We start from the raw sequence: 25,783 nt of genomic DNA, 5'->3' as shown, positions 1-25,783 counted from the left end.
ATCAAGCCAACCGTATATACTGACCGAGTATGCCTTGGATTGTATTAATAAAAAAAAATACCCATTTGAGAAAGGTGACCCAATTCCATGCAAATGAAAAAAGCAATGGCAATCTCGATGATCGCAGCAGCAATTAGCGCTTCAGCAGTTACTCCGGTATTCGCACAAACCGCTTCAGTAAAGCAAGCTGCACAAATTAGCACAGCAAGCTTTCTAGTAAATGCTAATCCAGTAACCGTTCGTACCGTTGTAGACGGCGGCGTTACACTCGCTTCTGTTCGGGACATGACAATCGCGATCGGCGCGACTCTTCACATCAACAGCGATCATACGGTAGTTGTAAAATTTGGCGACAAAACGCTGAAGCTAAAAATCGCTGCAAAAACAATTAACATAAACGGTGTTGCAACTGCACTTCAGCATCCAGCTATTGAAGTGGCTTACTCCACTTTCATCGAGCCTACTGCATTCGTTGAGGCACTTGGCGGCACTTACGAAGACAACAACATACATACGGTTCAATTGCTTGATAGCGCTGAGCATGCAATCTGGGTTAACTCCAAACAGCTTATCGTATCGAACACGGCTGGCGAAGGCCGCGAAGATTTCTTAGTTGATGCTGTTACTGGAAAATATGAGCTGCTTCTAGCATCCTCTGACACTTCCGATCTTATTTTGTCTCCTGATGGCAAAAGTGTAGCTTACTCCGATGCAAACGGTGCGGTATTCACCATCGATCTGAGCACAAAACAAGCGAAACAAGTAAGTACGGACAACTCGATCAAAAATGAGCTTCAATGGTCGAAAGACGGTTCTTCCATCTTCTTCTTACAAGGCGACAAAAGCTCTGTCATCGCTAAGCTTGCTATAGCTGACGGCAAAGTATCCAAAGTATTGGAAGATAAAGTAGATTACAAGGCAAACCTTGAAGTATCTGCAGACGGCACTAAATTCGCTTTCTACGTCTTCAAGCAGCCGAAAGTAACGGCAGACAGCAGCAAAGACGTTGAGCTTGATGATGTTGCTATCGATGCAACAGGCACTGAGCCGCAAATCTACTTCTATAATTCTACAGTTGGTGATAATAAACCTGTACAGCTTACAAAAGAAGCTACGGATAAAGTTTTCCTTAAGCTGGCAGCAGACGGCTCCAAAGTAAGCTATGTTAGCGTAAGTTCAGACGAAGCAAGCGTTGGTCAGCTCGTAACGGTGGACAATACAGGCAAAGCAAGCACGCCTCTCTTCGCTGACAAAGACGTTTACCAATTAGTTCAAGGCGGAAGCAAGCTCTATCTGCTTACAGCTGACGGAAACAGCACTAACGCAATCTACGAGATTGACAGTGCTACAGGTACGAACAAACTTGTGCAAACCGTATCGGACAGCGCAACAGAATTAGTCGTATCGGACAGCTCCGATTTCGCAGCACTTATTGATGGTCAATTGGCAGTATCCGTTCAAGGCAAATGGAAAAACATCACAAACTAATTAATGGAGGTCATTCCTAATGAAATGGTTTAAACAATTAACAATCGCAGCGCTTATCGCTGTTATCGGCTTCAGTTCCGTTCCTGCATCAACACCTACGGCTACCGCAGCTAGCAAGCTTAGCGGCAAAATTGTCATCAACGGCTCCTCTGCCCTTCTGCCATTGACACTTCAAGCATCAAGCGAGTTCAAAAAATTGAATCCAAAAGTAAAAATCTCAGCTTCCGCAGCTGGATCGATTACTGGACCGCAAGCTGTACGCAAAGGCATCGCAGACATCGGAGCAGTTGACTGGGATGCATCCAAAGATGTTCCAGGCTTCAAAAAATTCGAAGGCCAAGTTGCACATAAAGTAGCTATCATTCCTTTCGCAGCTGTTGTTAACAAAAACGTAACTGCAACAAACCTAACGACTAAAGACTTGCAAGGCATCTTCTCCGGTAAAATCAAAAACTGGAAAGAAGTTGGCGGCAAGGATGCTGATATCATCGTTGTAAACCGTACTTTCGGTTCCGGTACTCGTGTTAACTTCCAAGACAAAGCGCTTGATGGAACAGATTTCATGAGCAAAGGCGACAACTACAAAGAAGTAAAAACAAGCGGCGACATGAAGTCCGCAATTGAAACAACACCAAACGCTATTGGTTACATGGACCTTGCTTATGTAACAGACAAAATGACTGCTGTAAAAATCAACAACATCGAACCAACTGAAGCTAACGTTATTAACGGGAAATACAATGTATGGGGCTATGGCTACTATATGACAAAAGGCGAGCCAACTGGCGCTACAAAGGAATTTATTAAATACGTACAAAGCACAAAATTCCAAAATGGTTCGCTTAAAAAGCTTAAATTCATTCCGATCTCAGCTATTAAATAGTTAAAAACAAGAGGAGCGGTCGGCTTGCGCACAAGAGCGCTTAAGTCGATCGTTCTTTTCTTTAACCGCATGAATCGTTATCCCCATTTATATTTTATTGCGAAACAGCTAGGGCGGGTTTCGCACAGAGGAGCCTATAATTTATGTTGGAGTCCACTCATGCTGCAAGGCAGCCGCGTCTCTCTTCTGAGCTCGGCAGCGCGATCTTGACTGGCAGCAGCAAGCCGTTTGACCGGAGATCGCGCTTGTTTTTCACGAATCGTATGTTTCGTTACTTGTGCATAGCAGCAGCCGGTTTTGTTTGCCTCATCCTCTTACTCATTTTGCTGCTTATGTTCCGTACCGGCGTTTTGACATTCGGCAACATTTCACTAGCAGATTTTTTCTTTTCCACGGAATGGAATCCCGAAAATGAGCAATACGGCGCACTTATTTTCATATTCGGCACCTTTGCCCTGACCGCTTTGACGCTGTTGATCTGCGTCCCTATTTCCTTAATCATTGCAGTATTTCTGTCTGTCTTTGTACCGCCGTGGCTTAAAAACATGCTCCGTCCGGTTCTTGACCTGCTCGTCGGAATTCCGTCCGTCGTTTATGGCTATTTGGGCTTGACCGTACTTATTCCTCTGATTCGAAATGTTACCGGAAGCGGAATGGGCGATGGACTGCTTGCGGCAGCACTCGTGCTTACAATTATGGTTCTGCCTACCGTAAGCCGTATAAGTGATGACGCAATTAGCGCCGTACCAGCCAAATTCAGCGATGCTTCCTATGCGTTAGGCGCTACTCGTTTTCAAACCGTATGGAGAGTACTGCTTCCTTCGGCCAAAAGCGGTATCATGTACGCCGTCATTCTCGGTATGGCGCGTGCAGTCGGCGAGACGATGGCTGTCGTTATGGTTATTGGCAATACGCCTCAACTGGCAGATAGCTTGCTCAAGCCTACCTCTGTTCTTACGAGCAACATCGTTATGCAAATTTCGAATGTTCCTTTTGATTCAACTTGGAACTATGCGCTCTACTTAATGGGCTTCTTGCTCCTCGTTATTTCGCTGCTTATGATCGTTGCCATTCGCTGGCTTCAAAGAAAGGGGTCGCAAGTATGAAACAAGCTTTAGATATGAACCCATTAGCAAACCCCTTTAGCAGCAAAAAAGGACTTAACCGTTTTAAAGACCGTCTGTTTACAGGTGTTGTTTGGTCGTTAGGCATTTTAATCATCGCTTTTATTTTTGGCCTTCTTTTTCTAATTCTTCAGGACGGTCTTCCAAAAATAACATGGGATTTCATATTCGGCTTGCCGAGCGAAATTGAAGAAGGCGGCGGTATCGGCCCTACTCTGCTTAACTCCTTCTACATCTTATTTATCTCTTTGCTCATCTCTATTCCGCTCGGAATGGCAGCTGGCATTTATTTGGCCGAATTTGCACCTGACAATAAGCTGATCGGCTTCGTACGCATTTGCGTGGAAGGACTCGCTTCCGTGCCTTCTATCATTTTCGGCTTATTCGGTATCGCTCTATTCGTTGAATATTTCGAGATTGGCTTGACCATCCTTGGCGGTGCAGTCAGTCTAGCTTTTCTTAACTTGCCTGTACTAACCCGCGTAACAGAGGAGTCCATTCGCGCTGTACCGAAAGAGCTGAAAAGCGCTTCCTTTGCACTTGGCGGTACGCATTTGCAGACTATTACTCGCGCACTTATTCCGGCTGCGCTTAACGGTATCATTACAGGGATCTGCCTAGTTGCTGGTCGCGCATTCGGCGAAAGCGCCGTAATCATCCTAACTGCTGGTGTTACGACATCCGGTGAAATGTGGGATTTCAGTCTCTTCTCGCCAGGTGCTACTCTTGCCGTTCATCTGTGGTATGTACAATCCGAAGCCATCGTTGGCGACGCTCAGGAGATTGCTCAAAAAGCGGCAGCCGTGCTCGTATTCGTTGTCCTGCTGATCAACTTAGTGTTCCGTATCCCGCTTTGGCTGAATTCCCGCCGTATGAAACGCTCTTAAAAACTAAGCGGCTCAAGCTAAAACGCCTTCGGCGTCCTTTGGAAGCTGAAGCAGCTTTGACGCAGAAATATAAGCCTTCTATAAATATCAAACTTATAAATTCTTATATTTAAACAAATAAGTGATCGAGCCACTCCAGCCTTAGCCCTCCCCCGGCCTAGGCTGGAGTTTCTCATTTGGAAAATTACTGTAAAAAAGGTTACTATCCGCAAAGCCATACGCTATAATTAATGAGTATGCACATGACAAGAGATAAGGTGGTGCTGCCACTATGGCGAATTTACCTAAGCTTACGATTGCAAAATCAAATCTTGAAAGATGGCATGATGGAATATCGGTTCTACTCCTGCTCTCGTCCGTCATCTATTTAATTGTAAAATGGCCTGATCTTCCACAAACGATTGCCATTCATTTTAACGGGAGCGGTGAGGCTGACGGATGGGGAAGCAAAGCAGCACTCGTCATTTTACCGATAATCTCATTCCTATTATTTGCTGGGCTTGCGCTTTTACGCAAAATCCCTCATCAATTCAATTACATGACCACGATTACGGAGCAAAATGCTCCATACCAATACAAAACCTCCATCCTTCTGCTAAGCTGGATCAAGCTTGAAATTGTAGCATTATTCACTTATGTGCAATGGGCGGTTATTCAATATGCATCCGGAGGCGTCTCTTCGCTTGGCGTATGGCTGCTTCCTTTGATCCTCGTCATTCTTATTGGTACGATTGTCTTTTATGTAATGAAATCAAAAAAATAAACCTGCTGCGGCGTTCTACCATATTGTAGTTTCCATCTGGATAACTTTTTCTGATAGAATGAATAACACAGGCTATCTATCGGAGGTTAAGATTTTGGACTACATTATATTGGATATTGAATTTAACGGACGAAAATTTGCAAGCGAATTACCTATGGAGGTTATTGAAATTGGCGCGGTTCGTCTCAATAGTTCACTTGAACAGGTAGATGAATTTTCCGCATTGATAAAACCGATTTATTTCTCCAAGCTGAACAGTTTCATTAAGAAAAAAACAGGCATTCCACAGGAAGACATCGACGTAGCAAGCCGTTTCCCGAAAGTAATCGGGGATTTCACCGCATGGCTCAAAAAAAGCGACTCCTTCCTGCTGTTCACTTGGGGCGGCGAGGATTTGAAGAGAATCGTCTATGATACGCGCATGCATAAGCTCGATGACAGCTTCTGGATGGCTGCCGATTATTTCGACCTCTTGAAGGGTTACATTCGCTATAAGAACGTAACGAACGATGTCAGCGTCGAAGCTGCGCTCATTGATCTTGAAATCACAGCTGAAGGCTCAGCGCACCGGGCACTCGACGATGCTCGTATGACGGCTGAGGTATTCCGCAAAATTTTTGGCGAGCTGGATTTCGAGCTTAAGCAGCAGTTCAAGGATATGTACACGAATGCAAAGGAACGCAGAATGGTTAAAAACGCGATTCGCTCTATGAACGCGCAAAAAATCGTTCCACAGTGGGAAGTGTTCGCGGAACGTTATTTAGCAGGCAAAGCCTCATTCGAGGATGTAAGAAAAGTGACGGAGCTTCAGCAGTATTTTGACGCAGAACTCGAGAAGGCTGGGAAAACTTCAGCTGGACAAGCCGGATAGCCGCAAGAGCTGTTACGTTTGATCATAAATATAATAAAGCCCCCTGATCCTTCCATTGCAGATGCTGCAATTGGACTCAGGGGGTTTATAAGTATGGGAGAAATTACAACGATGAACCGCAGCACCAAGTCTTTAGCCACTTATGAATTGTTATACATCATTGGTATTATCGCTATATCCTTTTCTTCCATTTTCGTTCGTTGGTCAAATGCTGACGTTGCCGTCATCGCCATGTACAGGCTTTATCTAACTAACCTGATCATGCTGCCGCTCGTCTTTAAATACCGCACGGAAATGTTCCAGCTCAGTGCCAAGCAGTGGAGGCTGCTCACCCTCTCCGGCGTCATGCTTGGGCTGCACTTCTTATTATGGATGGCTTCTCTGCGGCTGACCACGGTCGCAAGCTCTACCGTTATTTTGACATTGGAGCCTGTTATGGTTATGCTCGGCTCCTACTGGCTGTTCCATATTAAAGCAAATCGCATGATGATGTGGGGGATGGGGATCGCGCTGATCGGCTCCATCGTTATTGCATCGGGAGACTTTTCCCTCTCAAGGGATGCGTTGATCGGCGACGTTCTGTCCTTTCTAGGTGCAGCTGCTGTTGCTGTTCATATGATGATCGGCAAGGAATTGCGTAAGGATATGAGTGCATTTACTTATAATTTCTGGGTATTCGCGCTTGCTGCGACTTCACTCGCCGTCTACAATCTCGTTCGCGGCAATTCCTTTACAGGCTACAGTCCGCAGGAATGGGGCATTTTCTTGCTGCTCGCGATCGTACCGACGCTGTTCGGGCATTACTTGTTCAATTGGCTGCTGAAGCATATGAGCGCCGCAGCCGTATCCATGGCTGTACTGGGTGAACCCGTTATCGCCTCCTTGCTCGCTTGGGCTCTATTAAAGGAAGCATTGACGGCTTATCAAATGGCAGCCGGCGTACTTATCTTGTTCGGCGTGTGGCTATTCATACGTCATGGCAAGGAGTAGAAACTAAGAGCTGCAGCAATTATCGAATTTTAAAAATAGATCAGATCCTCATAATACAAACAGCGGCAGATCTGGACGAGAAAATAAGTCCTGACTGCCGCTGTTTTATTAAGCTGTAGTGCTCCGTTAACTTAACCATAGGAAAGCTTGCTTCCAAAGCCAAACAGCTCCTTTTTCAGCTCAACTATCCTGCCCTTCTTTCTGAACAATCCCCTATAAATGCATGGTAATTGCACTATAAATCAATAATAATCCCATGAATATATTGAACTTTTTCTCATGTGTAGAGAGAAATTTTTGAAATAATGCACCAAAAACAGCCCAGCAGGATGTGGCTACCAGTCCTACAAAGGCAAGGAACATCGAAAACAATAATAAGCTTATATTTGATTTGTAAAATGGCATGATGAACGTCGAAATCGCTGTAATCCCGTATAATATCACCTTAAAATTAACGAACTGCAGCAGCATGCCCGATAAGAATGAATTCAGCTTCCCATGATCATGATTATCTCCATCACTACGGCGTGGTTTACTCTTCATTATTTTAAATGCAAGATAAGTCATATACAGGCTTCCTAAGATATTCATGACAAATTTCATTTTAGGAACGAAGCTATATAATAGCAGATTGAAATAACAACATAAGAGCATTAATAGTAAGAAACCAGTTGCTACACCAAACAGAAAACGAATAGACTTCTTCATTCCATATCGGCTCGCATTAGACATCGCCATGATGTTATTTGGCCCTGGCGTAAATGTATTCACAATAACATAAATCAAAAAAGGAGCTAAAGCCATGATTTAAATCCGCCTCTCGTGTGCTATACTTGAACAAGATGTACTCTTTAACGCATGTACGTTATGATTATACATTATGGACGCTATATCGCACAATCGAGGAGGCTAATTATTTTGGAAGACATCAATTATGTACTTGCCAATAACCTAAAACACCTGCGGGAGCTACAAAAGCTTAGTCTTGATAAGGTAGCAGAAATGACAGGGGTCAGCAAAACGATGTTAGGACAAATCGAACGCGGCGAATCCAACCCTACTATTGGAACCGTTTGGAAAATAGCTAATGGTTTAAAAGTTTCATTCACTTCCCTCATTAACGAGCCGCAATCCGATACAGTCATCGTTCGCAAAAATGAAATACAAACACTAACAGAAGATAACGGTAGATTTCTACTTTATCCATTTTTTCCCTTTGAAGAAGGCAGACGATTTGAAATGTATTCCGTTGATATGGAAATAGGCGCTTATTTGAGTTCTGAATCACATAGAGAAGGTACACAGGAGTTTTTAACCGTGTTTAATGGCGAGCTTACCGTTCGTGTAAATAATGAAGAATATACAGTGAAAACGGGCGATTCCATACGTTTTACAGCAGATACGCCCCATGTCTATCACAATTCAGGTGATTGTATTGTGAGAATCAGTATGGTCATTTATTATCCGTCTTAACAAAAGGCTGTTCCAAAAGTAGAATACTCTACTTTTGGAACAGCCTCTTTTGTTTTACTCAACTACTGGTTGCTGGAAGGAAATTGCCAAATCATTGTAGTAAGTCGTTTTTTCTCGGTATCGGCAGGCACTGCCAAAATATGTTTACGCTCCAAATATTCCATTACCGCAAAAACAAGCGTCATCCCATCATTCATTGCTTTGTACACAATCTCTTTATCCGATATAAATGATGGCGCATCCTTTCTGCATACGGATATCATATCCTCATAGATTTGATCTACTTTCTTTTTGAAGTTGTTCTCATGAAATGCTTGATCCAATATACGATTCAGCGCTTCATGCTGGGAGGCATTAAAGTATGGAACCAAACATTCAAGCTTGCCGCTCTCCATGGATACAAAACCCTTTTCGACGAGTCTGCTAATTAAGATCCGATCATATTCCGAGTGTAAAGCTCCGCATTCTATAAGCTCTACGACCCTTGATAAGTCATCCAGATCAGGCGCGTTAAAGTCTCTCCACGTCATACCCGACCACCATGATTCCATCTGAAGCCCGCCATGGTAATGGCTGTTGCGCGTTTTAATGCCGTTCGTTGCATATTTGCGTATAATCTCATAGTTAGGCAAACTGCGCCGATACTCCTCATCGCTATAATGAATAGAAGCAGTCACAATATATTTCCCGCCATCTTTTCTTTCATCCGGCTGATATTGCACATAATAGGCTTCATCTTTCACTTGATAATACTGCGTCCAAATAGCATAAGGGATTAAAGCCCAAAGAAGGAATGTTTCGTTCAAATGCGTCCCATGAAAATTTAAAGTGCGTATTTCTTCCAGTTTTCCCGCTACACATGCGTAAATTTCTTCCGCCAGCTCTTCGGCTTTCGATTTAAAATAACTTGTTTCCGCAGACAAGCTTCTCATCGTCTCAATAATAAAGTTCGTCTGGTACTTCCCTTTGCCTACTTGCCGCACTAAATCCGATTTCTCCAGCTTCTGAAGCTCATCTTCGACATAGGCACTGGCAGCCCCAACTTTGCGCGCGATCTCTTCAATGGTCAAAGGTTTTTCATAAATTGAAACACAGATATTCGATGTTAGCATGGCGTTGAAATAACAATTGGGCTCATTATTTGGACCTGGTGTTCCACAGTGGCCAACCATCATCCTCACCGGTTTATAGCTTAATCGATCAGCAGCTTGCTCCATTTTTATTGCCTCCTTCAGCTTTTTACGCACTTCAAAGAGATGCCACTTCACCGTCCCTGCCGCAATCTGCAAATGCTTCGCGATCTGCTCGACACTCTGCCTCTCATAATAATATTGAATCGTAATGTCACGATGGAGACGAGACAAATAAGCGATTTCAAGCCGCATATTTTCCAGCAGCTCTTCCATATCCGCCGCAAAAAGCTCTCTGTTTCCGTTCTCTAGGAAAGACATATAATCGATATTTGCATGGTTCCAATGCCGTTTTTCCTTCGCCAAATAATTGCTCCATGTGTAGCAGCAGATCGTGTGAACCCATGCGTCCATGTTGTCCACCTGCTTGCCTGTGTGAAGCGAGCGATAGAGCCCTAACCATATTTCTTGGGACAAATCCTTTGCATTTTGTTCATGTCCCGTTTTCGAGAGAGCAAAGCCGAATATCTTTCTCGAATAGCTTTGCAGAAGCGATTCATCGATCAGGTTATTTGCTGTCATGCGGCACCTCCTTTGGCAGTCGTATGGTATATAAGTAGCTGCACGAATCAATCGGTTGGCCATTTTATAAAAAAAACATTATTTTTCCATAAGGAAAATCAATTTGCTGCCCCAGCTTCTTCCTGTTACGGTTGAATAGTACAGTAAATTCATAGGTTTTATTGCTCTTATTTTAATTAGGGAGGTTATCATATGCTGCTTTCCAAAATATTGCCGAAGACTGCTCAGATGCACCCAACAAAAAATGCAATGAGGGATAAGAATGGAACCCTTACTTATGATCAGTTATTTAATAAGGTTAACCGTGTCGCTCAAGGATTTCATGATCTTGCAATCAAGCCAGGTGACCGAATTGCACTAATTAGTTCCCCATCACCGTACCTCGCTATTGCCGAACTTGCTGCGGTTGCCATTGGCGCCATTCCTTTAACGATTTTTCCCGGGTTAGCCGCAAATGAAATCAAAAACATTGTACAAGATGCCGCTCCCATTGCACTCGTCTACAGCTCCGAACAATCTCAGCTATTAGAATCCTTATCTTCACTGCCAATTGCGTATTTCATTTCATGCACCTTAGATCAGTCCCCCCTATCATTGCAATCTTTTATGGTTCATTGTCCCGCTCTCGTGGATTGGCATGAAGCTGCACCAGATGACGTGGCGCTTATTATTTATACAGGCGGTACGACAGGACGATCCAAGGGCGTCATGCATTCTCATCGCCATATTCGCAATTGGTCCTTTATGAACCTTGAGAGGGGCGGCGGGCATAACACCTCTAAAAAATCGATCGTGATGAATCAAGCCCATTTAACCGGCCAGTTTGTTTTGTGGACGACCTTATTTGAAGGCGGCTGCCTTATTTATCCGAATGAGTATCCCGTTCGAGCTGAAGAAATCGTAGATATCATAGAACGAGAGCAAATTAGGTTTTTGGGTACTGTAGGGCTATTATTTCGAGATATTGTCCTTATGGAAAATATCAAATCCCGCAGCCTGCAATCCGTCGAAGGCATCTCTTGCGGCGGCGCTCCCATCAGCGAAAATGTATTTCATCAAGCGTTAACTATTTTTCCGAATGCACAAATTACCGAAGTCTATTCCCAAACAGAAAGCGGACAATTTATTAGTTTTTTAAACATAAACCAATGTTTCCATGAAGGAAAGCTAAATCGATTAGTATCCGTTGGCAATCCAGCCAACATGCCATATTGGGGGCAACAAGCATTTCAAATTCGTATTATTAACGAGCATGGCCAAGATGTTAAACAAGGAGAAACTGGCGAAATTATATGCAAAGGAGAGCAAATCATGCTTGGCTACTGGAATAATCCAGTGGAAACAAACCATGCCCTGCAGGACGGGTGGCTCTATACGGGTGACTTAGGCAGGTTTGATGAGGACGGTTATTTGTATCTCATGGATTGAAAGAAAGATATTATTATTATTGACGGTGCAAATGTTTACTGCTCAGAAGTAGAGGAGGCACTTAGCAAGCATCCGTCAATTCGTGAGGTTGCTGTAGTTGGAACGCCCTTATTAGTGGATGGCGAAGAAGTAACTGCGGTGGTGTCCCTTAAGGGCGATGCAGAGCTGACTTTAACTGATCTAAAAATATTTTGCCATGAGCAGATTGCTCCATTTAAAATTCCAACGCGATTGGAAATCGTTGCTTCTCTCCCAAGAACCTCTGTCGGGAAGCTGAACAAGGCGGAGCTGAAGAAACCGTATTGGCTCGGCAGAACACGTATGATCAATTAATGCTTATCTCATTAATTATTTTGGATGCTTAACGTGGTGAAAGCCCTTCAATTCGGTATTTTTTCTCCCAATCCGCATATTCACTCGATTCGATCCTAATGATTTTTGTTTGGGAATGATCAATAAATTCATATTCCGATTGTTCATTAGATTTTTTCAGAGCCAGATGTTCTTTCATAAACGCTGCGGCTTCTTCATCAACGACCAAGCCGTCCATTTCATCCTCAGATACGATCCTTAATGGCACTTCATGTTCAATTCGAATAGGCTTTTCTTTTTCTCTATAGGTGATAGCAACAATGATAGTCTTCTCTCCGCATGTTACTGGGCTTGTCGTAAATAGTTCAACGAACATGTTATTTATTATCATCGGATTGGATACGACGATCTCCTGAATATCCGTCTCCTCATATCCACTCAAATTGTGCAGCCGATGAATGCCGCTTGGCAGCGTAAGCTGCACACGAACATCATCCGTATTACTAATTGGAGAAAGCTGAAGCCATAGATGGTTCATGCCTTCTTCATTTTCCATAACGGATTTTGTGAATCTTGTTTTGATCATCACTTCACTTCTCCCTTCAGCATTTGAGAGATCGTCTCTACCATTTTCACTCGGAGTTCCGCCGATATACGTGGACTTATCGAAAGAATGACGTCTTCATTAATGACATGGGTATCGTTGGTTAGCATTTTTTTGGAGCGATACAGCTGAAGATTCTCGCCTATTTTTGTAATCTCATCTATAGATAGCTCCTTCAGCTTTTCTTGGATAGCAGCCAGCGTTTCTCCGCTATGGATTAACGTGAGAATCGCACGAAAGTAACTAACATGGTTGCTCGTATAAACTCTTTTGTTCCCCACAAGCTCTAACGGGGGAACGATCCCGATCTGGGTATAATACCTAACGGTTCTCAAATTCATCTCAGGATCTTCCTGCTGGAGAATTTCCGCAACTTGTTTCGCTGTGAATGTGTCCATCGTCTCACCTCTTTTTTCATTATCGACAACCAAACCACTTACAGTTCGCTGTATTAGTTACAGTATACTGTAATACAAGTCGTGATGTAAAGATATTGATTGCTCAACTCGGCAATACAACAACGCCAAAAAAAGCCGGGTCTCCAGAAGGAGAAACCCGGCTTTTGTCTGTTTCAGCAACTGCATCATGTTAGACATAATGATTTGCCAACTTTCTAACCCTTATATTGAAGAAATGCTCATTTCCCTAAAAGCTTATAGATGACCTGTGCACTTTCTGCACGTGTCATTTTCCCCTTAGGCACAAATGTTTCGTTTGCTCTGCCTTGAATCAGCCCTAGCTTAGCAGCCGCCGCAACCGATGCTTCCGCCCATTTGCTAATTTGGCTGCGGTCTGTGAATGTTGTTTCCTCTGCCGCCGAAGCTGCAGCCGCTCCCTTTCTAACCTCATACGCTCGCATGATCATGACAGCCATTTCCTCGCGGCTTATCGTTTCATTTGGCGCAAACGCCGAAGTACTGCGGCCTTTTATAATGCCCAGCTTGCTCGCTGTCGCCACATAAGCGGAATACCATTTGCCCGCTTCTACATCGCTATAGCTTGCCGTGCCTTCTACTTTCACTCCAAGAGCACGGATAAGCATAGCTGCAAATTCTGCTCTCGTTACGTTAGCTTGCGGTGCAAATTGCTTCTCATTAATGCCCGAAACAATGTGCTTCGCAGCCAGTGATTTAATCGCTGCGTTAGCCCAGTGACTCGCTGGCACATCCGTAAATGATTTATCATACTCAAGAACCGCATATTTGCTGAAATGGAATACCTCCGCCGTAATCATCTCGCCCTTAAGCGTGCCACCGATGTATTCCAGCTTGCCAGCATCACTCACATAATAGATACCAATGATGTCTTGGTTTGCGTTCGGGTTGAGCTGGAAGCTGAGTAGGATCGGCTTCGCAAACTTCGTAATCGGAATCACTTTTCCAGCCTTCGTTACGATGCTTAAGTTGAAATCATAAACCAGAGATCCCGCTTTCAGCTTAGCTTGATCATCCGGGGTTCGACCAACCAAAGCGTCCGCATCTGCTGTCTTCAACGGTTTTGCCTCAAATATGATACGAGCCCCATCCGCTTCACTCACAGACACAAGTCCTTTAATAGAAGCCAATAGTTCATTTGACAGCGTCATTGTAATGCCAGCTGCCTTCAGCTCCAAGCTATTGCCTGCCAGCACTGCTGCTGCATCAAGCGGCAATTGTACCGAATGTTTTCCATCGGTTATTTGCACCGATACTTTACCATCCTTGCCGCTGCGCAAGGTGTCATTATCAATCACTTGGACGTCTGCTGGCTGAGGTGTACTCGGCGTCGTAGGGGTTGGAACATTATTCACAACCTCACTCAAAATAACCGTTCCGCCTTCGTTTCTGCCCGGCACTTCAACCGTCACCTGTCCATTATCCTTCACCGTGTAAAGTGTTCCACTGTACTCATCCTTTGCCTTAGCTCCAGCTGCGAAAGGAACTTCCAGCGTAACCTGCTTGCTCTCCACGGCTGTGTTAATGATCGTTACAATATTTACGCCGTTAAATTGTTTATTAAATGCTAAATAGGCTAGTGTATCCGATCCAGCAAGCTTGGTGCGCAAGCCTTTGGAATAAACCTTCGAGAACTTCGCCCGAATATTGAGCAGCTTCTCGTAATGATCATGCAGCGCTTGTTCTGCCGTCAACTGATCCCATGGCATATCTGAACGATTTTCGCTAAACAATCCTGCGCTCATGTCGCGAGCATTAGGACCTGAGCGGCCAAGCTCCTCTCCATAATAAATGACGGGCTGGCCTTTCGCCGTGATTTGAAGAGCTGCTGCGATTTTCAGCTTGCCTTTGTCTCCTTTCACAAACTCAGACAGGAAACCATCCTCATCGTGGCTGCTTAGGAACTGCCCCATCATTGCTGTGTTGTCCAGCTTCGTTTCCCGGTCTGCCAGATATGCATCGACAGCATCAATCTTCCCATCTGTAAAATCTTTGGCTCTGTCATTAAAGCTAAAATCGAGCAAGCTGTCCATTTGGCCGCTGCGCAGCATGCCGCCGTCACCGTCGATTGAAGCGCCAAAATTTTCACCGATCAGCTTGAAGCTTGGATCGATAGTCGTCAAAGCATTTTTGAACGCTTTCCACGTTGTACTCTCTACATGCTTCACTGTATCCACGCGGAAGAAATCAATCGTGTCGCCGCGATCCGTTCTAGCGCGCTCCAGCCAGCCTGCTTGCCATTCGATCATTTTCTCACGGACGGCAGGGTCCTCTGTCTTGAAGTCCGGCAAACCATCCAGTTCTCCTTCAATTGGATTGGTGCTGGCTTGAACGCCATTTGTTCTGAGCATCCCTTCAAAGCGAGCTTTGTCCTCCGGCGTAATGCCTGGACGGTTATCCTCAGCTTTTAAGCCGTAGCCGGTATGGTTAAGCACCACGTCGACCATAATCTTGATGCCCTTGTCGTGAGCTTTGTTAATTAGTTCCTTAAACGTATCCATATCACCAAGATGCTCATCTAGCTTCGTGAAATCTTTTGCCCAGTAGCCATGATAGCCGTACTGCTTGGTGTTAAAATCTACGCCTTTGTTGAAATCGATATTATCGACAATCGGAGTGATCCACAGCGTATTAATGCCCAGCTCCTGCAAATAATCCAGCTTGTCGATCATGCCTTGGAAATCGCCGCCGTGATAAGCTTCAAGGTGATCTTTATCTACATCTGCATTATTGCTCGAATCCCCATCCGCAAACCGATCAGTTAGCGCGAAATAGATACGTGCCTCATCCCAATCAAAGTCGAGATTGCCAGCAAAGGTTCTTGCTTTTACCGTTATTGTGGCTGTATGCGTGTGCTTGTTGCCGTACTCATCAATGAGTGTAACGGGTATTTCTTTTACTCCCGCTGTAACCGTATCTTTCACGGCAATCGTTTGTGCAAACAGCTTGGTGTCGAAAGGCACTTTAGCTAATCCACCTACTGCCGTTAAATCCATATACCCTTCAGAAAATGTGACTTCTTCTGATGCTGATGCCTGTAATTTGAGCACCGCGCTTTCATTATACGAAATTGCAGCTGGATGAACCGATGTCGTCATCGTTACGACCGGCTTCCGATACGTAATGACTGATTTGCCATTGGTCGTATTTTTGGGATCGGTTATTTCAACAGTTACTTCGTCTTTCTTCTTCACAAGGAAGGTATATTCGTATGTGCCGCCTTCTACATTTGCAAGTGAATAAGTAAACCACTCCTTCGCAGCATCATAAACCATTTCATGCTCTGCACCATTCACCTTTACCTTAACCCCGGTCAAATCGCTTGAGCGTCCTTTTTCAAATAAAGCATCATCCCGGTACAGGAAGGTAATGCCGCCATCTTTTAAAACTGGTCCGGTAATAGTTGGCAAAATATCCAGCTGGTTTACCATACTCGTTATATTTACTTTCGTAAAAGCAGCCCCTGGCGAGATCGGAATCACGCGATCGTCTGGAATATCCTGCTTCGCAGTGTCCCAGTCTGTTCCTTTACGAAGCACGAAACCCACATTGGTCGCATCCTGCGAAATTTCAAGCATGACTGTTGCAATGCCATTTTCGATTTTATCAAAGTTGATTTGATCATTTTTTACACCGGTGTTCCATATCCACATATTCCAGTCCTGATAGTTTTTATCCGGACGAATGTAGTTGATTTGGACATACCGTTTGGTTGATTCCGTTTTTACAGCAACTACAGCGCTCACGGATATTCCGTTGTACGTAGCTGTGATTGTTGCATTTCCTAAGCTGTTTGCTTTAACAAGACCTCCTGCTGTTACAGAAGCAATTTCAGGCTTATCCGAAGAATAAGCAACACCGCTCGTTACTTTTCTTTTGCTGCCGTCGCTGTATTTCGCGTAAACTACCGTTTGATGGGTCGTTCCAACCTGCAAAGGATAGTTAGCGCTATCCAGCTCAAGCGCATTTAGCACAGGCGCTGCCGCTTCCATCTTAATAATGACTGCGGTCAACGGCTCAAGCGTAATCGAGCTCGCCGTCAGCTCAAAGCCGGATGGCGCAGAAACCGCCGAAATCCCCGCCTCATCATTATCTACAAGCACTGTGCCTGCCGTTAAATCCTCTGATAACGTAAGCGTTCTTGCTGTACGATCAGCATTCATAAATACATAATAATTGCCGGTGCCGTCAGTTGCTTTATTTTTGTAGCCGATCACGAGATCGTTATCTTTCATTTCCTTCGCAGGAATGAGCGTGACATTGGAATCAACGAGGTCCTTTTCGCCTAAACGGAAGGCATCCGTATGTTTCCGAAGTTCAATTAATCCTGCTGTGTACTCCTTCGTTACATGATTGACTGGATATTGCTCAGCATTCGTCGCCTTCTGCCAGTCAAATTTATTGATTGCATCGGAGGAATCATAGGAATCATGAATGAAATAACCAAATGAGGTTCCAGCCGCATCTTTCAGCTCGTGGTATTTCTGCTCCGGCACTCCTGCCCCAAGCCACTGCTTCGTTCTGCCATATTCTTGACCAGCATGAAGGAAAGCCGTACCTTGAGAGGTTAGAATGAGCAAATTGCCAAGACGTATCCGTTTATGAATTTCCAGATCATTAGCCGCTATAGCCGGATCTTTCTTAATCGACTGGGCAATAACATCATACAGCGGCAAGTTGTCATGAGCTTCAATATACTGCACCATGTCACCCGGGTCATCAGCAGGCGTGTTGCTTGGCTGCCCCTTGATATTATTCAGGATCGTAGCCACGCTTCTTGCTCCACCTGTTATAAATCTTGGTTCGCCCTCCGAGCCGAAACCGGATTTTAATTCATTACGAATCTCATCGGAGAAAACGCCTACGCTGTCTGTTTTATCCATCCATTTTTGGTCTGCGCCTTTGCCCTTTAAAGCAGGATCAGAAGCATCGCCCCCGAACGTTACCCAGCCTTCACCGATAAACAAGGCATTCGGATTAATACTCGCTGCTGCATCGTAAGCATTCTGTACGGAATCATACGTAGCGTCGCCCATCATATCCCAGCGCATGCCGTCGATTTTGTATTCATCAAACCAGTACTTAACCGAATCAACCATTAGCTTCTCCGCCATTTTGTGAGAGGTAGCAAGGTTGTTGCCGAATCCGCCGATATTGTTGCCATTTGCATCTTGGAATGCGTAATAATTAGGTACGATATCGTTTAAGAAGCTTGCTTTGGCCATATGGGTGTAGACGACATCAAGAACGACTCCCATACCTTCATCATGAATCGCATCAATGAGTCCTTTTAATTCCTTTACTCTCAGCTCGGGATCTGCCGCATCCTCCGAATAAGCGCCATCCGGCGAGAAGTAGCTATGCGGATCATACCCCCAGTTGTATTCGTTGTTTTGTGCAGAGTATTCCAGTTCTCTTGTTCCCATCTGAGCTTCGTCGCCATAATACCAAGCCATAACTGGAAGCAGCTGAATATGCGTAACGCCTAATGATTTAATATAAGACAGCTTATCCTTGAACGCGTTATAAGAGCCCCATCTCGCATTAAGATCATCAGCTACGGATGGATCGGACGTAAAGTCTCTAATATGCGCCTCCCAAATAATCGCGTCCTCTCGTTTCTCATAGCCGTCAATTTTGGCAAAATCATAGTCTGCGGCAGGATTAGTTGCACCTAGATCAACGATTGCCGCTTTGCCAACTGCATCGCCATCTGGACCGGTTTCACCTTTCGTATTCACTCTAAACTCCGCCATCGATTTCGCGTACGGGTCGAGTACTTGTTTCGTAACCCCATCATTCGTCACTTCATATTGATAAAAATACCCCTTGAGATCGGTTATGCCTTGACCTGTAAGATCAGTTGGCGCGATAGCTGCCGTCCAAACGCCTTTGTCGCCTTTCGTCAAACTGGCACTGCCAACTAGCTTAGTGGAATCGGCTTTATCATAGACATTTGCTACGACTGAGCTTGCTTTTGGCGCCCATAGCTTCAGAACCACGCTGCCAGAATGATAGCTCGCCCCAAGATCATTACCTTCGTAGTTGTAAAGCTCATCAAGCATTCTCCAGCCTGAAGTCGCGGATACGGTTTTCCCTTGGTAAGTTACGTTCAGCGGCGTTTGATCCAGCTGAATGTTTGCCGAGACCATTGCTGTTTTTTTATCAGCGTTCAACACCACTTGATTAATCGATACAGCTGTACCGTTCTTATCCGTAATAGTGATCGCATTTTTCAATTCCTCTGCTGAGAGACCGTCGGTCATCGTGAATCCGAGAAGGAGCTTACTTTCGGATAAGATCTCTGCGGACTCAAGGGCTGTAGGCAGTTCCCAGTAAGGGGACACGTATACATTATTATCTCCCTTCTTGATCCAGAGCTGATTGTAACGATCTACAAGACTGAAGGAGCGATTGCCACCGTCCTTATCCGCATCGCCCAAGGTGCGATTAACGACAATAAAACTAATTTTTTGCGCGTTCTCTTGAAGCGGAACATCGACATAACTGCCATAACGGTCGACCTGTTCCTCTGTAAAAGCGGATGCGCCCGTTGGCCAGTCTTTTGAAGGAGTCGCCACCTGATCCCACAGCCATAAACCGTAAGCACTCTGTTTTTTGTCGTCTCTCACATAGTGAATACGAACGGTATTAGCTGGGAGCTCTACCGGCTCGAAATAAGATACTTTATTGGCGTTCTCCTTAATCCAAATTTCATTTACTGCAGGGGAGCTTATGGATACCGTTTTATCGCCGCCATCCTTAACTCCATCTAATCGATTAACGATAAGGAAGCCCACTTTTTTGGCATTCGCAGCTAGCGGAATATCAACATAGGCACCATAGCTGTCTCTCTTATCTGCTGGAAAAGCTGTTGCGCCATCCGGCCAGCCCGTTGAAGGAGCGGCAACCTGCTCCCATGTCCATATCCCTTGATTCTCATAAAGAGCGTCTGCCCGATTGTAATGAATGCGCAAATGGTTAGCCGGAATCGGATCGAGGTTCGGGTCAACCGGATCTGGACTCGGACTTGGTTCAACAGGTGCTTTGAAATCTGCTGATACTTCTTCTGTATTCGCATTATATTTAAACGTTACTGGAAGATCAGCAGGAAGACTAAGCAATTGATCATCCTTTGGATACGTCTGGTCATCCCAAGTCGATCCAAGCACGATTTTGAATTTGTAATCCCCTTTGGGTACATCTTTCGTTATCGTGTAGACGCCATCCAGATCGGTATCAGTCAAAATAGATAGCGCCGATTCTGGTGCCCAGTTACTTGGTTCCCCTAGCGGAACCTGCAGTGCCCCAACAATCCGAGGCAGCTTGTCGCTGGCTACCTGGGTGTAATAGGTAGAATCCGCAATTTTATGTGTATCGTGGTTATAATAAAAAGTCACTTCTTTCTCTTCGGAGAGTGTCAGCTTAATATTGCCGCCGCTATCCACACCGCTTGGATTCGTGTAATTGCCAAAGCCATAGCTTTCCAACCAGCCTCCATTTAGAGCTACTTTATATTCATATGTGCCTGCTGGCAGCGTAGCCTTAAACGTATAATAACCGCTGCCGCTCTCGCTCATCTTGGTTACCTCGGCTTTGGGGTCCCAATTCTCGCTGTTACCGAGCCCCTTCTGCAAGTCGCCGACAAGAACAACTTGAGTTGGCGCCGCGGCGTTCGTATGTAGCGGTATTGCGCCCACTAGCGACCAGATCATAGCTGCAATAAGCATGATAGACATCATTTTCTTTCGTTTTAAAGCAAAGCCCATTTGGATGAACCTCCTCAAATTATGATCATTGCACCTTTCAATCTTCAACTCGCACCGTTCCGTCTACACCAAAGTTCGTTAACACAACACCCCCTGACTTCTGTCTAAACAGCTATAGATTTTATGCAAGCGTTTGCACAAATAACATAATTAATGCAAACTTTTTAACCGCATCTTCTACAACAGCTATTCCAGTCATAAAAGCGCAATGAAAGCGTTTGCTGATTCCCATATTAATACTCAAAATAAAGCGCTGTCAATTGTTTTTCTCACCTTTTACCTATTTCGACACGTAAATCCACCTTTTTCTCCCGAAATGACAACGTTTGCACAAAATGTTGCACAACCTTCTTTTCTCATCCCCTCTCTCTATTCAGCACTTTGTTCCGTGCCATTTATGGCATACATAGGGATTTTCCTATACAATTCATAGTAATAAACTTTTAAAAAAGCGGTGACCCTATGTTTAAACTATTGTTAATTGAAGATGATACAACGTTATTTAACGAGATAAAAGACCGATTATCCCAGTGGTCATATGAAGTACATGGCATTTCGGATTTTGAGAAAGTGATTCAGCAATTTACCTTGGTTAAGCCGGACCTCGTGATCATCGATATTCAGCTTCCAAAATTCGATGGATTTCATTGGTGCAGAATGATACGTTCCCACTCGAGCGTCCCGATCATCTTCCTATCCTCGCGAGACCACCCGACGGACATCGTCATGTCTATGCAGCTTGGAGCGGATGATTATATACAAAAGCCCTTTCACTTCGATGTGCTCATCGTCAAAATACAAGCTATTCTTCGGCGGGTATACAATTACAATACCGAACATATCGAGCTTAAAACCTGGTGCGACGCAACGGTTGATTATGAGAAAAATCTGGTCTCCAATCATAAAGGCTCCATTGAGCTTACCAAAAATGAGATCTTTATTTTAAAAATGCTCATTGACCGTAAAAATAAGATTGTTAGCCGGGAAGAATTGATTAATAGCTTATGGGATGATAAACGGTTTGTCAGTGACAACACGCTTACTGTGAATGTGAACCGGCTGCGCAAAAGGCTCGATGAAATTGAACTGGGCCGATTTGTTGAAACGAAGGTTGGACAAGGCTATATGGCTGTTGAAGAGGCGCATGATTATGATTAGAAAATATATAGTGGAGAGGCGCAGCTGGATTCTGTTGTTTATTATTTTGCAGCTGCTGATTCTTGTTTGTGCTTATGTAGATTCAACGATTCCCCTGCAATCGATGATCTACCTCTTTTATTTATCTTCGATTATTTTTATCATCCATTTCGTCATCCGGTATCATAAAGAAACAAGGTTCATCAGAAGCTTAGAGGAACGAGACATCAGCCTGGATACTACGAGCATGGCTGAGCCGGAGAGCCCGTTTGAGAAAGTAATCGAAAAAAGCATGACGAATCAAGCGGAACTGCTGAAGCACGCTGCAATGAACAATCGGATGATTTTGGAGCATGAGAAGGATGAGCTGTTATCTTGGATACACGAGGTAAAAACGCCGCTAACCGCGATGCGTCTCATGATAGACCGTATACAGGATGAAGGAATGAAAACGCATTTGACGTATGAGTGGCTGCGGATTCACCTCCTGCTCGACCAGCAGCTCCATCAGAGACGCATACCGTTTATTGAAAATGATATCTATATCGAAAACACCGATTTGGAAACGATCATCTTCGATGAAATCAAGACGCTGCAATCATGGTGTATCCAGAAGGGGATCGGCTTTGATATTCAATTGGATGAACCGAAAGCGCTGAGCGATGCGAAATGGCTTTCCTTTATCATCAGACAGATTTTAACCAACGCTGTAAAATATAGCCCTCCTTCCGATATCGTGATCAAGAGCTATCAGCGGAATCAGCAGACTATCCTTGAAATCATTGATAATGGACGCGGCATCGACCCGAAGGATCTGCCTCGCATTTTTGATAAAGGCTTTACATCGACGACAATGCACCAAGACAGCGCCGCAACAGGCATGGGATTGTATTTAGCTCAAAAAGCAGCTCAATCGCTGTTGATCCGTGTCCATGTCAAATCCGAGCTCGGATCAGGAACAGCGTTCACCTTAACTTTCCCGCAGCGAAATGAATTCGTTCGTATCACAAGCATGTGACAACTTTGTCACATGCTTCTATTATTTGTTCGGTCATTCGAAGGAACAAATCGGACATTCGTTTTACAATAAAAGTAATAGACCTAGGGAGAGTGTTAATCACATGTTCATTCTGGAAGCAACCAAAATTCATAAAATATACGGAAACAAATTCAATAAGCAGGAAGTATTATGCGGGCTCGATATTAGCATTGAAAAAGGGGAATTCGTCAGCATCATGGGCGCATCCGGCTCAGGAAAAACGACCTTGCTTAACGTGCTTTCATCGATTGACCACATTAGCAGCGGCTCGATTAAAATCGAAGGGAAAGTTATTTCTGGGTTAAAAGAAAAACAATTGGCTGAATTTCGTAAAAATCGTTTAGGCTTTATTTTTCAGGAATACAATTTATTAGACACGCTAACGGTCAAAGAAAATATTTTATTGCCGCTGTCGATTACGAAGACGCCAAAAAAAGAAGCTGAGCGTAAGTTTCAGGCGGTAGCGACCGAGCTTGGCATTTATGAGCTCCGCAATAAGTATCCGAATGAAATATCTGGCGGTCAAAAGCAACGTACATCCGCTGCAAGAGCCTTTATCCATGAACCAAGCATTATTTTCGCTGACGAACCGACAGGTGCCCTTGATTCCAAATCCGCCTCTGATTTACTGAACAAGTTGAGCGGTTTAAATCAAAAAAGACAAGCTACAATCGCCATGGTTACTCACGATCCGGTAGCTGCCAGCTATTGCAGCAGAGTCATCTTCATCAAGGATGGACAAATCTATTCTCAGCTTTATAAGGGAGAACAAACGCGGCAAAACTTCTTCAACGATATTATGGCAACACAAAGTGTACTAAGCGGGGTGCACCATGAGCATTAATCAACTCATTTTCCGCAATCTAAAAAAGAATCTAAAAAATTATTATCTCTATGTGTTTGCTCTCGTGTTTAGCGCTGCTCTTTATTTCGCCTTTGTCACCCTGCAGTTTGATCCGGCCATGGATGAGGCAAAGGGTTCTGTTAAAGGGGCTGCCGCCATTAAGACTGCTTCTTATTTGCTTGTTGGAATCGTTTCTATTTTTCTGCTATACGCCAATACCATCTTTATTAAAAGGCGCAGCAAGGAAATCGGCTTATTTCAGCTTATCGGAATGACCAAAAATAAAATTTTCCGCATTCTGACGCTGGAAAACTTTTTTCTTTATTTCGGCTCCATCCTGCTTGGGGTTCTGGTCGGTTTCTCTGTGTCCAAATTAATTATTATGATTTTATTTAAAACGATTGGTGTTGAGGTGGCCGCTGAGCTGCATTTCTCCACCCAAGCATTCAAGCAAACCATCATTATTTTTTTAGTTATTTATCTTCTGATTATGTTGATGAACTATTTATTTATAAAAAAACAAACGATATTATCGCTGTTTAGAGTGAATTCCGTCACAGAAGGCAAAGCAAGAAGAGTGTCTATTCTGGAAATGCTAATCGGCATTGCCGGATTGCTTTTGATAGCGCTTGGCTATTATATTTCTTCCGAACTGTTCGGCGGTAAATTTGTGACGATGACCGCGCTCTTTGCTGCCATGATCGGCATACTCGGCTCCGTCATCCTTGGAACCTTCCTTTTTTATAAAGGATCGGTCAGCTTTATTTTCAACGTGATCCGAAAGCAGAAAAACGGTTACCTTAACATAAATGAAACCTTATCTCTCTCGTCTATTATGTTCCGGATGAAATCAAATGCGCTGCTGCTCACGATCATTACGACCGTGTCGGCGCTTGCTATCGGCTTATTATCCTTAAGCTATATCTCTTATTACTCTGCCGAAAAAACGGCCAAAAACAATGTTCCCGAACATTTTGCATTTATGAACGTTCAGGACGCGGAGCAGTTTAAAGAAGCTCTAAACAAAAACAAGCTGCCGTATACCGAAAAAACCATTCCTGTCATTCAGGTAGACGTCAATGTGAAGAGTATTATGAATAACAATCTGGAAGGGGTAAGCGTGGCTGGGAATTCGGATATGATGACCTTGCCCGTTGTCAGCGAAAAATCTGTTGACGGCATTCAGCTGTCTAAAGACGAGATCTATCTCTCCGGTTACAGCAGCATGCTCAAACAGTTCATGTCTTTGAAGGACTCAGGGCCTGTACAATTAGTGAATCCTACTCAAAGTATTCCACAACAATATATCGGACTTAAGGAGCAGCCCATCGTCTCATGGTGGTTTAAAAGCGGCGGATTGCCTGTAGTTATCGTCGATGATTCTGTTTTTGAGCGCTTAAATAATCATCTTGATCCGGCTATTCAGAAACACTCTACCCTGCATATCGGAATTAATATGAAAGATCGTTCTGATCTAAAAGAAGCGACTCAGCTATTCAATGAGATGAAGTTCTCTGAACACAACAGAAATGATTCTCAGCTTAATACAAGCAACCAGCAAAAACAAACGATGGGCTTGATTATGTTTATCGTTGCTTTCCTTGGACTAACCTTTCTTATCACATCCGGCAATATTCTCTATTTTAAGCAAATGGGAGAAAGCGAAGAGGAAAAGCCGAACTATACCATCCTTCGAAAGCTCGGCTTCACAAGGGCTGATTTGTTAAGGGGCATAAAAATAAAACAAATGTTCAACTTTGGCATTCCCTTAGTGGTTGGGCTGCTTCACAGCTATTTTGCAGTCAAATCCGGATGGTTTTTCTTTGGAACAGAGCTTTTAACTCCGATGATTATCGTCATGCTGCTATATACCATCCTTTACTCCATATTCGGAATTCTTTCCGTCTCTTATTACAAAAAAATCATTAAAGAAGCACTTTAATACCATCTAAACAGGATATCCCTCTTTGATTTTCAGAGGACGGGTACCCTGTTTTTCTTTGTGTGTTAATATGCAAAAAAACG

The 25,783-nt window shown here is 44.0% G+C and carries 19 protein-coding genes; 14 read left to right on the top strand and 5 right to left on the bottom strand.

What is annotated here, in order from left to right; translation table 11 throughout:
* Positions 1-87 precede the first annotated feature (87 nt).
* The 7 genes from AC0VYE_RS03955 to AC0VYE_RS03925 all read left to right on the top strand — a co-directional run bounded on the left by AC0VYE_RS03955 (position 88) and on the right by AC0VYE_RS03925 (position 7,006).
* Positions 88-1,488: a stalk domain-containing protein gene (locus tag AC0VYE_RS03955; RefSeq protein ID WP_475446185.1), complete on the top strand. Its 1,401-nt coding sequence runs from the start codon at positions 88-90 to the stop codon at positions 1,486-1,488.
* A 19-nt stretch (positions 1,489-1,507) separates the two neighbouring features.
* Positions 1,508-2,371, top strand: a complete 864-nt coding sequence (locus AC0VYE_RS03950; RefSeq protein ID WP_076268799.1) for a phosphate ABC transporter substrate-binding protein — start codon at positions 1,508-1,510, stop codon at positions 2,369-2,371.
* A gap of 143 nt (positions 2,372-2,514) precedes the next feature.
* The gene (gene pstC, locus AC0VYE_RS03945) at positions 2,515-3,477 is read left to right on the top strand and encodes a phosphate ABC transporter permease subunit PstC (protein ID WP_076268798.1); all 963 of its coding nucleotides are present in this window, start codon (positions 2,515-2,517) and stop codon (positions 3,475-3,477) included.
* A 14-nt stretch (positions 3,478-3,491) separates the two neighbouring features.
* Positions 3,492-4,382 (top strand): phosphate ABC transporter permease PstA, encoded by an 891-nt coding sequence (gene pstA / locus AC0VYE_RS03940; protein WP_441878872.1) that lies wholly within the window; start codon positions 3,492-3,494, stop codon positions 4,380-4,382.
* A gap of 271 nt (positions 4,383-4,653) precedes the next feature.
* Positions 4,654-5,145: a DUF1648 domain-containing protein gene (locus AC0VYE_RS03935; protein ID WP_475446182.1), complete on the top strand. Its 492-nt coding sequence runs from the start codon at positions 4,654-4,656 to the stop codon at positions 5,143-5,145.
* A gap of 94 nt (positions 5,146-5,239) precedes the next feature.
* Entirely contained in the window at positions 5,240-6,016 is a 777-nt protein-coding gene (locus AC0VYE_RS03930; RefSeq protein ID WP_076268796.1) for a 3'-5' exonuclease, read from the top strand.
* 111 nt (positions 6,017-6,127) lie between these two features.
* Positions 6,128-7,006, top strand: coding sequence for a DMT family transporter (locus AC0VYE_RS03925; RefSeq protein ID WP_475449429.1), 879 nt, complete (start codon positions 6,128-6,130; stop codon positions 7,004-7,006).
* Between the two features lie 213 nt (positions 7,007-7,219).
* Here AC0VYE_RS03925 and AC0VYE_RS03920 read toward each other — a convergent pair whose 3' ends face one another.
* On the bottom strand, positions 7,220-7,810 hold the full coding sequence (locus tag AC0VYE_RS03920; RefSeq protein WP_475446180.1) for a LysE family transporter: 591 nt from the start codon (positions 7,808-7,810) through the stop codon (positions 7,220-7,222).
* 63 nt (positions 7,811-7,873) lie between these two features.
* On the opposite strand from AC0VYE_RS03920, the gene AC0VYE_RS03915 reads away from it, so the two are divergent.
* On the top strand, positions 7,874-8,479 hold the full coding sequence (locus AC0VYE_RS03915; protein ID WP_475446178.1) for a helix-turn-helix domain-containing protein: 606 nt from the start codon (positions 7,874-7,876) through the stop codon (positions 8,477-8,479).
* A 62-nt stretch (positions 8,480-8,541) separates the two neighbouring features.
* Here the strand turns inward: AC0VYE_RS03915 and AC0VYE_RS03910 are convergent, their stop codons facing one another.
* A complete protein-coding gene (locus AC0VYE_RS03910) occupies positions 8,542-10,191 on the bottom strand; it encodes an RNA polymerase sigma factor (protein WP_475446176.1) in 1,650 nt (549 codons plus the stop codon).
* A gap of 192 nt (positions 10,192-10,383) precedes the next feature.
* On the opposite strand from AC0VYE_RS03910, the gene AC0VYE_RS03905 reads away from it, so the two are divergent.
* Positions 10,384-11,619 carry a class I adenylate-forming enzyme family protein gene (locus AC0VYE_RS03905; RefSeq protein WP_475446174.1) on the top strand — a complete coding sequence of 412 codons (1,236 nt, stop codon included), beginning with the start codon at positions 10,384-10,386 and terminating at the stop codon, positions 11,617-11,619.
* Positions 11,620-11,628: 9 nt separating this feature from the next.
* Positions 11,629-11,952: an AMP-binding enzyme gene (locus AC0VYE_RS03900; RefSeq protein ID WP_475449427.1), complete on the top strand. Its 324-nt coding sequence runs from the start codon at positions 11,629-11,631 to the stop codon at positions 11,950-11,952.
* A 28-nt stretch (positions 11,953-11,980) separates the two neighbouring features.
* Here the strand turns inward: AC0VYE_RS03900 and AC0VYE_RS03895 are convergent, their stop codons facing one another.
* The 3 genes from AC0VYE_RS03895 to AC0VYE_RS03885 form a co-directional block, all read right to left on the bottom strand.
* Positions 11,981-12,517, bottom strand: coding sequence for a hypothetical protein (locus AC0VYE_RS03895; RefSeq protein WP_076268792.1), 537 nt, complete (start codon positions 12,515-12,517; stop codon positions 11,981-11,983).
* Positions 12,517-12,933 carry a MerR family transcriptional regulator gene (locus tag AC0VYE_RS03890; RefSeq protein ID WP_475446172.1) on the bottom strand — a complete coding sequence of 139 codons (417 nt, stop codon included), beginning with the start codon at positions 12,931-12,933 and terminating at the stop codon, positions 12,517-12,519. The genes AC0VYE_RS03895 and AC0VYE_RS03890 overlap by 1 nt, the downstream gene beginning before the upstream one ends.
* 239 nt (positions 12,934-13,172) lie before the next feature.
* Positions 13,173-20,738 carry a pullulanase gene (locus AC0VYE_RS03885; protein WP_475446170.1) on the bottom strand — a complete coding sequence of 2,522 codons (7,566 nt, stop codon included), beginning with the start codon at positions 20,736-20,738 and terminating at the stop codon, positions 13,173-13,175.
* Between the two features lie 462 nt (positions 20,739-21,200).
* Between AC0VYE_RS03885 and AC0VYE_RS03880 the strand changes: the two genes are divergently transcribed.
* From AC0VYE_RS03880 to AC0VYE_RS03865, 4 genes are all read left to right on the top strand, one after another.
* Complete coding sequence (locus AC0VYE_RS03880; RefSeq protein WP_441959531.1) at positions 21,201-21,896, top strand: response regulator transcription factor; 696 nt, start codon at positions 21,201-21,203, stop codon at positions 21,894-21,896.
* Positions 21,889-22,893 (top strand): ATP-binding protein, encoded by a 1,005-nt coding sequence (locus AC0VYE_RS03875; RefSeq protein ID WP_475446168.1) that lies wholly within the window; start codon positions 21,889-21,891, stop codon positions 22,891-22,893. Before AC0VYE_RS03880 ends, AC0VYE_RS03875 begins: the two co-directional genes overlap by 8 nt.
* A gap of 103 nt (positions 22,894-22,996) precedes the next feature.
* Positions 22,997-23,758 (top strand): ABC transporter ATP-binding protein, encoded by a 762-nt coding sequence (locus AC0VYE_RS03870; protein WP_076268787.1) that lies wholly within the window; start codon positions 22,997-22,999, stop codon positions 23,756-23,758.
* On the top strand, positions 23,748-25,700 hold the full coding sequence (locus AC0VYE_RS03865) for an FtsX-like permease family protein (protein ID WP_076268786.1): 1,953 nt from the start codon (positions 23,748-23,750) through the stop codon (positions 25,698-25,700). Before AC0VYE_RS03870 ends, AC0VYE_RS03865 begins: the two co-directional genes overlap by 11 nt.
* The last annotated feature ends 83 nt before the right edge of the window (positions 25,701-25,783 follow it).

It is taken from the genome of Pristimantibacillus sp. Z349TD_6, assembly GCF_056173205.1.
Note: the sequence above shows the minus strand (reverse complement) of the source record. Positions and strands in the feature narration are given on the sequence as shown.

Bases quoted from the DNA above. Each gene is read 5' to 3' on its own strand.
- AC0VYE_RS03890 (WP_475446172.1), bottom strand. From the start codon at position 12,933: ATGGACACATTCACAGCGAAACAAGTTGCGGAAATTCTCCAGCAGGAA.
- AC0VYE_RS03885 (WP_475446170.1), bottom strand. From the start codon at position 20,738: ATGGGCTTTGCTTTAAAACGAAAGAAAATGATGTCTATCATGCTTATT.
- AC0VYE_RS03875 (WP_475446168.1), top strand. From the start codon at position 21,889: ATGATTAGAAAATATATAGTGGAGAGGCGCAGCTGGATTCTGTTGTTT.
- AC0VYE_RS03915 (WP_475446178.1), top strand. From the start codon at position 7,874: ATGATTATACATTATGGACGCTATATCGCACAATCGAGGAGGCTAATT.
- AC0VYE_RS03905 (WP_475446174.1), top strand. From the start codon at position 10,384: ATGCTGCTTTCCAAAATATTGCCGAAGACTGCTCAGATGCACCCAACA.
- pstA (WP_441878872.1), top strand. From the start codon at position 3,492: ATGAACCCATTAGCAAACCCCTTTAGCAGCAAAAAAGGACTTAACCGT.
- pstC (WP_076268798.1), top strand. From the start codon at position 2,515: ATGTTGGAGTCCACTCATGCTGCAAGGCAGCCGCGTCTCTCTTCTGAG.
- AC0VYE_RS03920 (WP_475446180.1), bottom strand. From the start codon at position 7,810: ATGGCTTTAGCTCCTTTTTTGATTTATGTTATTGTGAATACATTTACG.
- AC0VYE_RS03925 (WP_475449429.1), top strand. From the start codon at position 6,128: ATGAACCGCAGCACCAAGTCTTTAGCCACTTATGAATTGTTATACATC.
- AC0VYE_RS03910 (WP_475446176.1), bottom strand. From the start codon at position 10,191: ATGACAGCAAATAACCTGATCGATGAATCGCTTCTGCAAAGCTATTCG.
- AC0VYE_RS03955 (WP_475446185.1), top strand. From the start codon at position 88: ATGCAAATGAAAAAAGCAATGGCAATCTCGATGATCGCAGCAGCAATT.
- AC0VYE_RS03865 (WP_076268786.1), top strand. From the start codon at position 23,748: ATGAGCATTAATCAACTCATTTTCCGCAATCTAAAAAAGAATCTAAAA.
- AC0VYE_RS03870 (WP_076268787.1), top strand. From the start codon at position 22,997: ATGTTCATTCTGGAAGCAACCAAAATTCATAAAATATACGGAAACAAA.
- AC0VYE_RS03950 (WP_076268799.1), top strand. From the start codon at position 1,508: ATGAAATGGTTTAAACAATTAACAATCGCAGCGCTTATCGCTGTTATC.
- AC0VYE_RS03880 (WP_441959531.1), top strand. From the start codon at position 21,201: ATGTTTAAACTATTGTTAATTGAAGATGATACAACGTTATTTAACGAG.
- AC0VYE_RS03935 (WP_475446182.1), top strand. From the start codon at position 4,654: ATGGCGAATTTACCTAAGCTTACGATTGCAAAATCAAATCTTGAAAGA.
- AC0VYE_RS03895 (WP_076268792.1), bottom strand. From the start codon at position 12,517: ATGATCAAAACAAGATTCACAAAATCCGTTATGGAAAATGAAGAAGGC.